The organism is Citrobacter sp. LJND-P06 (genome assembly GCF_058188415.1).
On the sequence record NZ_CP187317.1, the window covers coordinates 3,559,748 to 3,570,890 of the forward strand.

Annotated in this window: 8 protein-coding genes; 3 read left to right on the forward strand and 5 right to left on the reverse strand. The window is 49.7% G+C overall.

What is annotated here, in order from left to right; translation table 11 throughout:
- Positions 1-51: 51 nt before the first annotated feature.
- Both ACO7SM_RS16895 and ACO7SM_RS16900 read right to left on the reverse strand, forming a co-directional pair.
- Positions 52-657, reverse strand: coding sequence for an outer membrane beta-barrel protein (locus tag ACO7SM_RS16895; RefSeq protein WP_490468489.1), 606 nt, complete (start codon positions 655-657; stop codon positions 52-54).
- A gap of 179 nt (positions 658-836) precedes the next feature.
- Positions 837-1,466 carry a winged helix-turn-helix transcriptional regulator gene (locus tag ACO7SM_RS16900; RefSeq protein WP_490468490.1) on the reverse strand — a complete coding sequence of 210 codons (630 nt, stop codon included), beginning with the start codon at positions 1,464-1,466 and terminating at the stop codon, positions 837-839.
- 337 nt (positions 1,467-1,803) lie between these two features.
- Here ACO7SM_RS16900 and ACO7SM_RS16905 point away from each other — a divergent pair, with 337 nt between their 5' ends.
- Entirely contained in the window at positions 1,804-3,192 is a 1,389-nt protein-coding gene (locus ACO7SM_RS16905; RefSeq protein WP_490468491.1) for a diguanylate cyclase, read from the forward strand.
- A 4-nt stretch (positions 3,193-3,196) separates the two neighbouring features.
- Here the strand turns inward: ACO7SM_RS16905 and ACO7SM_RS16910 are convergent, their stop codons facing one another.
- Positions 3,197-4,813, reverse strand: a complete 1,617-nt coding sequence (locus tag ACO7SM_RS16910; protein ID WP_490470970.1) for a mechanosensitive ion channel family protein — start codon at positions 4,811-4,813, stop codon at positions 3,197-3,199.
- 408 nt (positions 4,814-5,221) lie between these two features.
- Between ACO7SM_RS16910 and ACO7SM_RS16915 the strand changes: the two genes are divergently transcribed.
- Both ACO7SM_RS16915 and ACO7SM_RS16920 read left to right on the forward strand, forming a co-directional pair.
- Positions 5,222-7,198 carry an alkyl/aryl-sulfatase gene (locus tag ACO7SM_RS16915; protein ID WP_490468492.1) on the forward strand — a complete coding sequence of 659 codons (1,977 nt, stop codon included), beginning with the start codon at positions 5,222-5,224 and terminating at the stop codon, positions 7,196-7,198.
- Between the two features lie 195 nt (positions 7,199-7,393).
- The gene (locus tag ACO7SM_RS16920) at positions 7,394-7,756 is read left to right on the forward strand and encodes a YcgJ family protein (protein ID WP_490468493.1); all 363 of its coding nucleotides are present in this window, start codon (positions 7,394-7,396) and stop codon (positions 7,754-7,756) included.
- Between the two features lie 115 nt (positions 7,757-7,871).
- Here ACO7SM_RS16920 and ACO7SM_RS16925 read toward each other — a convergent pair whose 3' ends face one another.
- A complete protein-coding gene (locus ACO7SM_RS16925; protein WP_490468494.1) occupies positions 7,872-9,425 on the reverse strand; it encodes a peptide MFS transporter in 1,554 nt (517 codons plus the stop codon).
- A gap of 700 nt (positions 9,426-10,125) precedes the next feature.
- Positions 10,126-10,830, reverse strand: coding sequence for an oligogalacturonate-specific porin KdgM family protein (locus tag ACO7SM_RS16930; protein ID WP_490468495.1), 705 nt, complete (start codon positions 10,828-10,830; stop codon positions 10,126-10,128).
- Positions 10,831-11,143 lie beyond the last annotated feature (313 nt).

Genomic DNA, 11,143 nt, shown 5'->3' on the forward strand with positions numbered 1-11,143 from the left:
GTTAAAACCCGACACATTCGGTATCGGGTTTTATGATTACAGCCTCTCGCATTATTGAGCGAAACGGTAGGTCAGACCGACATTCAGGGAACTGACGTCACTGCTGACGCCAATCTGATTCGCGTTCCCGACATTACTCACCCACTGATATTCTAAGCGGCCGGCCAGGTTTTGATTGAACGCATATTCCGTCCCTACCGCAACTAACGGACGCACGCCAGTATCAAAGTGATTTTTACCCCTGATGTCGGATTCCGCACGGTAACCCATCGCCCCCGCCCGACCATAAATATCCCAGTTATCATTCAGACCATAACTGGCTTTTAATGACAATTGCAGCCCCTGACTCTTCATTTTAGCGCCAGAAGCCCCGTGATGCCCTTCGACGCCCATATTCCCCAAATAGTCATATCCCCCTTCTACCGCCAGCCACGGGGTTATCTGATAACCGGTATACACTCCGCCACCCACATTATCATGATTAAAATCGAAATCCGTTGATGAGCTATTTCCTCCGTTTTTACTGCTGCTGGTATCAAAATAGTGCGACCAGCCAAATTTACCCCCGGCATACCAGGTTCCGGTATCCGCAGCGGCAAATGCGGTTGATGCTGTAACTGCGTTAACAATAATTAAAGCGACAAGCGTCTTCTTCATAAATATCCCATTATTCACATGTTGCAATCTATACGATCGCGTATATTTGTATAAAAACGCAGAAAATATAAATAAAAACACGCGCGGGAGTAATCATAAGTTTATTTATTTTTGGACAAAAGAATTTACGGGCGTGATAACGCGCTGAGAATAATGAAATTCCTGTCACCACCGAGAAATTAAAACCGTTCGGGCAACTCTGTCAGTTCCGTCAAATAGCCACCACGTTTAAACGCTATGTAGCCCCCCTGTTTTAATGCAGAAAGCACATTCAATACACTACTGCGCGAAAGGTGAGTTCTCTCCTGAATATACTCGAGGATCGAGGTTCTCATTCGGGTCTCCTCTGGCAGTAAAATCATCTCCTGCAAGTGGCTACGAATAACAGAATAGGTGCCTTGCTGCACAATCAACGCATCCCGATAAAACAGATACGCAGAGTGATACGAGAGCAGCGCTGCGACATCCTCCCATAATCCTTCCCGACGAAACACGTCAGCGGCCTTTTGCGAATCAACCCGCAGGATTGTTGAATCCTTCTCGGCGCGTAAAATATGCCCCCGAACAGGCTGAATCATCTCAGCAAGCCCAAAAAGATGAGGGTCATACAGCGTGGCGATCAGAAGCCCATCCGAGGCCCGCAATATTGAAAGTTCGCCTTCAATGAACAGATAGAGCTGTGACTGGCCCTGATAATCCCACGTAATCCTCTTGCGCGGTATCACCTTCATTTTTTCTGCCAATGGTTTCAGTACCGCGGTTAAACGCTCAATACTCTGATCGGGTTGTACAGGTGGATGAATATGCATACGAATACCAGACCATCTACGCCAGGGTGAGTTGTAAACTATATATCTTAACGTTAAAAAAACACAAACTGATATTAAACAGACTATTTTCGTTAAGGGAATAATACCAGGCAAAGCACTTTACGTTTATTTTTAAATAATCGCTGATACAGCGTGCCGTGATGCGCCTCTGCTCAGCGACTGTACGCTTGCTGTGCCATAATTTCAGTGAAGTGCGTAAGCGTTGGACAATGAGTGCTTCAGCGCGCCCGCGTCTCACGCTTTAACTTGACCATCGCACTGAAATTCCTCGTAATATCCACCCAACTCTTTAATGGTATTTACATTCGGCGGAAAGATGGAACAGGTAGAACCCGGTAACGACAAACTACTCCTTACAGAATGGCAGACCTTGCTACACCAAACCTCCCCTGAGGTTCACGAGATTTTGACCTCGTTAACCGACGAGGAGATTCGTCATCTGGTTACCGTTTTTTATGACTATATGCTTTCACACGCTGAGAGCGCGCTGTTCCTCAATACCGAGCAGGTAGCAACCCGACTCAGCCACAGTATGTTTCACTGGTTACGCAGCGTGTTGGGAAGCGCGCAGGAAGATCTCCACCAACTGCTGGCCAAACAGCGCGATATTGGCGTCGTTCATGCCCGTATCGGCCTGCCGATAGATCTGGTCGCCCGTGGCGCGCGGAGATTGAAAGATGAGCTGTATCGCCTGCTGAAGGCGAAATCCGTTTACCCAACGACCGTGCTTAGCGATGCTATCTGCTTTAGCAGTCTGGCAATGGACACCGCGATAGAGGCAATGACCGTCTCGTATTCCCCCAATTACCAAAATTCAATGAACACGCAGGAACAGTACCGCCTGTTGACGATTTACGATGATGTCAACGTAGAGCGGGAGCGCCAAATCCGCTCCCTGACGGACTGGGAAAATCAGTTTATCTATAATATCGCCACCGGTTTGCCTGTCGAAGAGCTGATTTTTCTGTCGAAATCTGACTTTGGTATGTGGCTATCACACAAGGGAAAACACATTCTCGGTAACGGAAAACTGCTTTCCGGGATGGAGCAACTGATACAGCAGATCGACGGCAATCTGACTCAGGTGTTACTGAATGGTCAACAGCCTTCAGCAAACGAACGGATGAGTTTGCTCCAGGAGATTCGCCAGTTATCCGCGCAAATCCACTTCCTCCTGTCTTCCATGTTTGAAGAGCTGGTGAAACAAGAGAACGGCAAAGATTCGCTGACGCAGTTGCTTAATCGCCGCTTTATTCCCACCATTATGCGCCGCGAGATTTCCCTTGCGCTGCATTCGCGTAAACCGTTCGTGCTGGCGATGCTCGACATTGATTACTTCAAACAGATCAACGATCGCTACGGGCATAATGCCGGAGACACCACGCTGAAAAATGTCGCCGCGGTGATTTACGAGCACATCCGCAGCAGCGATTACGTTTTCCGCTACGGCGGCGAAGAGTTTATGGTGTTGCTTGTCGAATCCGAGGTGTCGCAGGCGAGCATCATTCTGGAAACGCTGCGAACAAAAATTGCCGCGCTGCGGATTTCGGCATCTCCGGTAGAAACCTTCTCGGTCACCACCAGCATTGGTATCGCCGAGTACGATTATCACCCGGACTACAAACAGTTGATTGAGAAAGCAGACCAGGCGCTTTATCTCGCCAAAAGCAACGGACGTAATCGCGTGGAAATTTATCGTCGCTAGCCCCTTATGTCTCTGACTTTTCGGGCGGCATTGCGGGTGATGCATACCAGTTTTCCTTCGCCACCATCACCGCCCCTTTCGGTTGCATAACAAAGTTTGGCGACATGATTTGCACATTGAATTCATTGAAAACGTCCTGAATATTGCTATGCAAGGCATCGCGGGCGGCCGCCAGCGACTCATCGGGCTGCAGACGAACCTGTAGCTCATAAGAGATGTACCAGTCCATCAGGCTGAGCTGGCGCACCAACGGCGGCTGCGTATGATCGATGCCCTGGGCGCGGTTGGCCGCCAGTTCAAGCATGGCATGCACCTGACGCCAGGGGGTGTCATAACCGATTGTGACGCCGACGGTTAAATTGACGCCGCCGTCCGGATTTTGCGCGCTGAGATTGGTAATTTTGCCACTGACCACCACCGCATTGGGAACCGTGACGACGTAGTTTTCCCGGGTAATAATCTTGGTAGCCAGCATACCAATTTCGCTGACCTGCCCTTCGTTGTCGGCAATACGGATAACATCGCCTTTGCGCAGCGCGCGTGAATAGATAAGCACCAGCCCACTCATGGCATGATTCATCACCCCCGCAGAACCGAGTGTGAGCATCAAACCGAAAAAGACGCTAATGCCTTTAAACGCCAGTGAATTCGCACCGGGAAGAAAAGGATATGCCGCCGAGAGCGCAAACAGCCACACCACCACGGAGATTAACTTACGGGTCGCGCCAACCGTTTCAGGGTGAATGCCTGGCAACGTCAACCGCCCGGCTTCCACCTGATTAAGGATCACTTTGAGCAGTTTTAAAATCAGCGCGGTGATGGCAAAAATGAGCAGGACAATCATGAGTCCCGGTAATGCGGAGACAATCGACAGCGCGATTTCCCTGACAACACGCACAGACCAGTCGCCCAGCGATTCCCCCCACACCCGGGTCCATGGGAACAGGCTGAATACCCAGCTTAGCCAGACATAGAACGCCATAATACCGAGCAAAATCATCCACAACGCATACAGTCGGGTTTCAATCGCACCGACGAAACGCCGCCAGTTTTGCGGGATCCAGCTACGGTTTTCGAAAATTTTACGTCGATAATGTCGACGTACCCACCGCCAGGAGCGGTAAGCGCCATACCAGAACAAGGTGAGACTCAGTAAACCTGCAGCGGTTTTCACGGCGGAGAGGGCAAGCCAGCCGCTGTCATACTGGTCGCGCAGGGAGGTTCGCTGGATCTCCATTCGCGCCAGTACGCGCTGCGCTGCCTGGTCGAGCGTCAGGTCATCCCCTTCATCCAGATCCCCTTCCGCCAATAGCATGACCGGCTTACCGTTCATCACGATCAGCCGCCCCTGCTGGCGATAGCGGGTAACAGGCACAATTTTCAACGGTTCGCGTACGTCCGCCTGGGTAAAATTTCGCAATGTATTGTGGATACGCAGAACGCGTTCTTCTGGCGTGGTCAGGCCAAACTTCGCCTGCAACATGACAATGGGCTGATGAAAAATATAAACCGTGCGCGCACGCTCCTGGTCTGTGGGCTGCTGTCGGGGTTCCGCCGCCCGGGAAGGGAGCGCCAGAATGACCATAAAACATGCCAAAATAGTGAGCAGCATCCTGTTCATCACCACCACCCAAAATGTGTAATTATCGTTATTATTCATAGAGTCAAAAATAGAGGTCGTCATTACTCTTTTTGAGCATAGACCAGCCCGGTGCTTTTTCATCTACCAACATGCTTCACATTTCAGCGTTGCCCAATTTTATGCGGCCCAGTGTCGGGGCGTATAAACTCGCAGTGACGTTTACACCTCCCCTCCCGGCATCATCCCTTTTATCGATTTCCCGTCTCAGATGCTTTAATCCTGATAGATGAATCAAAAAGTTAAGTAAAACTTATTAAATTAAATATTTGTATGGATTAACTGGCTGAATGTTAACAACGGGTTATATTTAATTGCGAGGGTTACAGAATGTAACTTTAGGGATCTAACTGATATTCATCACTAAGCCTAAAAAATGTGAGAATCATAATGAGACTAAAACCCATCGCCAGAGGGCTTGCCCTGGCAGGCTTGTTAACAACTCTCGTTGTTCCAGCCTATGCCGACACAGCCTCTAAGGACGCCACATCCGCCACTAAGCAAGCCAACGAACAACTCTACAACCAGCTTCCGTTCTCCGACAACACGGACTTTACCGACGCCCACAAAGGTTTTATTGCCGCCCTTCCTTCCGACATTATTCATGGCGAACAGGGGAACGTAGTCTGGAACCCACAGCAGTATGCCTTTATTAAAGAAGGGGAAAAAGCGCCTGATACGGTAAACCCAAGCCTCTGGCGTCAGGCGCAGTTGATTAATATCAGCGGCCTGTTTGAAGTGACTGACGGTGTATACCAAATCCGCAACCTTGACCTGTCGAACATGACCATCATCGAAGGGAAAGAGGGGATTACCGTCGTCGACCCGCTGGTTTCTGCCGAAACCGCCAAAGTCGGTATGGATCTCTACTTTAAAAACCGCGGTAAAAAACCGGTGGTCGCGGTTATCTACACTCACAGTCACGTTGACCACTATGGCGGCGTGCGCGGCGTGGTGGATGAAGCCGATGTGAAATCCGGTAAAGTGAAAGTGTATGCGCCTGCTGGCTTTATGGAAGCCGCCGTCGCGGAAAACATTATGGCCGGTAATGTAATGAGTCGCCGTGCCAGTTATATGTACGGCAACCTGCTGAAGCCGGATGCCAAAGGTCAGGTGGGTGCAGGACTGGGGACGACGACCTCTGCCGGTACCGTCACCCTGATTGCGCCGACCAATTTCATTGAGAAGGACGGCCAGAAGGAAGTCATTGACGGGCTGACCTATGACTTTATGTTGGCGCCAGGCTCCGAAGCGCCTTCTGAAATGCTGTGGTTTATCGAAGAGAAAAAACTCATTGAATCCGCAGAAGACGTGACCCACACCCTGCATAACACTTACTCGCTGCGCGGCGCGAAAATTCGCGAGCCGCTGCCGTGGTCAAAATACATTAACGAAGCGATTGTTCGCTGGGGCGATAAAGCTGAAATTTTGATGGCGCAGCACCACTGGCCGACGTGGGGTAACGAGAATGTCGTCAAGCTGCTGAAGAGCCAGCGTGACCTCTATCGTTATATCAACGACCAGACCTTACGTATGGCCAACGAAGGCCTGACCCGCGATGAGATTGCCGCCAACTTTAAACTGCCGGACTCGCTGGCGCATACGTGGGCTAACCGTGGTTACTACGGTTCGGTCAGCCACGATGTGAAAGCCACCTACGTGCTCTATCTCGGCTGGTTTGACGGCAATCCGGCGACCCTGGATGAACTGCCGCCAGAAGAAGCGGCGAAGAAATTCGTCGAATACATGGGCGGCGCGGAGGCCATCCTGCAAAAAGCGAAAACCGACTTTGACCAGGGGAATTACCGCTGGGTCGCCCAGGTGGTCAGTAAAGTGGTGTTCGCCGATCCTAATAACCAGGATGCGCGTAACCTGGAAGCGGATGCGCTGGAGCAACTGGGCTATCAGGCCGAATCTGGCCCGTGGCGTAACTTCTACCTGACCGGCGCGCAGGAGCTGCGTAATGGCGTGGTGAAAGGCCCAACCCCGAACACCGCCAGCCCGGATACCGTACGTGCGATGACCCCGGAAATGTTCTTTGATTATCTGGCGGTGCATATCAACGGTCAAAAAGCCGGTGATGCGAAATCGGTGTTCAACATCGACCTCGGCAGCGACGGCGGCAAGTACAAACTGGAGCTGGAGAACGGCGTCCTGAACCACACCGCCAATGCCGAAGCGAAAGAGGCTGACGCGACCATTTCACTGAATCGCGACACGTTGAACAAAATTATCCTGAAAGAAGTCACGCTGAAACAGGCGCAGGATAGTGGCGACGTGAAGGTGACCGGTGATGGCGCCAAACTCGACCAGATGCTCGGCTACATGGATAAATTTGAGTTCTGGTTCAACATCGTCACGCCTTAACCTCATCAACACCCCCGCGAACAGATCCCGGGGGTGTTGTTCAACGATTTTTCTGCTGTATTGACCCCTTAAGTTAAGAGAATGGCTACCCTCTCCTCCTGCGGTATCCGTGGGGATGTCTGCGGATAAGCGGTTGGCAGCGCGCTATTGTTCCGTTTAGACTGAACGCTCCCAACGACTTACTGAGATATTCCATTGAATAAAAACATTCTTTCATACTCCCTGCCATTGCTGTTGGCCGCCGTGGCGACATCAGCCTGTGCGAAGCAACCTGCCGCGCTCCACTCTCCGGAAGCGGGCGTACTGTGCGACCAGTATATTTGCGCTGACAGCGCGAAGGGCGTTTCCCGCGATAAGACCGAAAAGTACCTCGGTGAAAAAGCCGCAAAGAGACTGTTTTCACAGGGGGAATTTGATACGACCGAGTTTACCTTTGCCAACGGTACTTTCTGCGATGTCAAAGAACGGTTATGCCGCGAAGACCGGTATTACGGCACAGACGGAAAGCGTAGCGGCGCCATTTCAACGAAATATACAGCGTTACTTTTCGGGAAGTGATGGGAAGGCGGCAGTTCATCTCTGCCGGAAGCCATTCTGATTAAAGGCTCCCTTCAAACGGAAAAACCGGCACTTCACACATGCCGGTTTTTTTACGGTTCAACACCACGGTTTATCAGGCATTGGTCATCGGTTTTTGCTCATTATTCGCCTGAGCATTTGCCAGCATACGACGCACCGGAACAATCAGCACGATCAGCACCGCGGCACAGATCAGCAGCGCAATGGAGCAACGCGCGAAGAGATCCGGCAACATATCCAGTTGGTCGGCTTTCACATGACCGCCAATCAAACCTGCCGCCAGATTACCCAGCGCGCTGGCGCAGAACCACAGCCCCATCATCTGACCGCGCATTCTGTCTGGCGCCAGCAGCGTCATGGTGGCAAGCCCAATCGGGCTCAGACACAGTTCGCCAAGCGTCAGCATCAGGATACTCCCGACCAGCCACAGCGGTGATACGCCCGCCCCGCCGTTACTCAGAACGTTTTGCGCAGCCAGCATCATCAAACCAAAACCTGCGGCGGCACACAAAATACCGATAACGAACTTGGTAATACTGCTCGGACGCACATTGTTCTGCGCCAGTTTCGGCCATGCCCAGCTAAATACCGGTGCTAGCAGAATAATGAACAATGCGTTGATCGACTGGAACCACACGGCCGGAATTTCGAAATCGCCGATCATACGGTTGGTGTAGTCGTTAGCAAACAGGTTGAATGACGTCGGCTTCTGCTCAAAGGCAGACCAGAAGAAGGCGGCAGACACCAGCAAAATAAAGCAGACCAGCAGTCTGGCGCGCTCTTTACGGCTAAGACCGGCAAACATAAACAGATAAATGAAGTAGAGCGCCACTGAAGCCGCAATCACGTAAACCAACATGCTGGCCACCGCGACCGGGTTAATCACAATCACACCCTGAGCAATCAGCGTGACGACGATAGCCATAACAACCGCCAGCGCCAAAAGCCAGCCACCCACGCCCTTCTTCTTCGCGACAGGGCTGTTCCAGGTTGAATCCAGGCCCACTTCACTGTCATAGCGTTTCATCGCTGGAACGGCAAACACGCGGAAGATAATCAACGCCACCAGCATTCCGATACCGCCGATACCAAAGCCCCAGTGCCAGCCGTGAGATTTAATCAGCCAGCCGGAGATCAGCGGCGCGATAAACGACCCGATATTGATCCCCATATAAAACAACGAGAAACCGCCGTCACGACGCGCATCGCCTTTCTTATACAGCGTCCCCACCATCACCGAGATACAGGTTTTGAACAAGCCGGAACCGAGAACGATAAACATCAGGCCGATAAAGAACAGGTTATCTCCCATCCAGGCGGACAGTGCGATAGAGAGGTGGCCGAGCGCAATCAGAATAGAGCCGTACCAGACCGCCTTCTGCTGACCGAGCCAGTTATCCGCCAGCCAGCCGCCGGGTAGCGCGGCAAGATACATGGTACCGGCAAAAATACCCACAATGGCGGACGCATTTTCGCGGGCCAGTCCCATGCCGCCGTCATAGACGGTCGCGGCCATAAACAGGATCAGTAAGGGGCGGATGCCGTAAAACGAGAATCGCTCCCACATTTCTGTGAAGAATAGCGATCCCAACGGATAGGGATGGCCGAAGAACGTTCGGCTTTCGTTTGGATTAACAGTGGAAGACATAAATTCTCCTGGGGAGGTGTTGTCGTGTTTGTAAACACCAGAATGCACGCCGTCCTTTATGACGCTGGTCGTTGTTTTACATTCGGTGAAATATTATTTAACCATTTGATAACCGGTTACTAGTTTTGTCTAGTACCAAATAGCATAATTTAAGATGAAAAGTCGACAAACATCTACTTCTACAGATTTTATATCGGCAAACCGTGAATAATGATTGACATAGAAATCTGCTCAAAAATTTTAAACATTTTTCTTAATAAACATAGAGTTGATAAAGGTATTTTTGCATTTAAGATGGATCGACAGGGAATAACCACATTGTCGGTGTTGATGTAAACAAGATGACGTGGGTTCACTGTACTCTTCAGGAGAGTGGCCGATTCCCCCTGATACAGATCAACGCGTTTTGGTGAGGATGGTCAAAAAAATGGCAGGCATCAATGCGGAAATAACAGCAGGAATGATTTACAATCTATTGATTTTATTGTGTTTTTAAATTGAGCGTAACAACGAACGTCAAAAAAACCAGCACGTCTGGGTTTATCGGTAAAAAAAGACGTCACTCACCCATAAAACGTGAGCAATGCCTCATAAATACAATAATTCCTCAGCAAATCCCCGGAAACTGATATCAATCAGTCATCCGGGGAGCGGATTATCCTGTCACAGGAACACTCTGCGAAGCGCAGAATTTCAACGATTAGAAGTTGTATTTAATCCCTAAACGATAACGGAATTCCATTTCATCGTCTTCGTCCACGGTGTTATAACGCGGTACATAACCGACTTCAGTATAAGGCGTCCATTGTTTATTAATCGGCATCGCCGCCGTCACGTTGAACAACCAGTAACCGTTGTCACCTTCATAATCATCGTAGTTAGTAAAGCGACGCTCTACATCACCCATAATTGAAAATGCAGAGTTTGCGTATCCCAACTCCCAGTTAAACTGGTTATAGTTTTTGTTAGCAACGTTTGGATCCTCATCATTCTGGATACCACCACGCCAGCGAAGGGTTGTTACCCAATTCTCGTTGAGTTTATAAATAGCTTTAAGCTGTGCACGATAGCCAACAAATTTATCACCGTTATCGAGGTTTAACGCTGGCGCTAACGTCAGTTGATCGTTGATAACGTAGTTCTTGCCTAATTCCCATTCACTGCCTGCTCCTGAGAAAGAGCCGTTACCTTCTTTGAAACCATCACTCTGAACCTTTGTGCTTTCTTCCATTTTACCTTCAACACTGGCGAAAACACCATTTGGCGCCGTGTGCGAAAGTTTTAAACGGTTAGCTTGTGTCTTACTGTCTTGTTTATACTCGTGACGATAATCAAGTGTTAATGCCTGAGCGCTTGCGGAAGTCAAAACTAATGCAATGCAACTCAGTTTAAAAGCACGCGTCATTATTTATTCCTATTTTATTAAACTAATAATGCACTCCGAAACAATTTCAGAGTAAAAAATAAACTACAAATCAAGCCGTACTGGCCGTTGCCTAAGAGCAGACAGCACCTGAGTCAAACGCCCTCACGACCTGTTCATGAAAACGTCAAACAAACGGAAAAATGTCATTAGACTGCAATAATAATCAACAATCGCAGTAATCTTTTGGTTACATAAAAAGCAATATCAAAATAATTATCTGAAATTAAAGGAACAGCAACCCAAGAAAACAAGAACATTCAACCTTGTAATATAAAACATCATTTCAGAAACA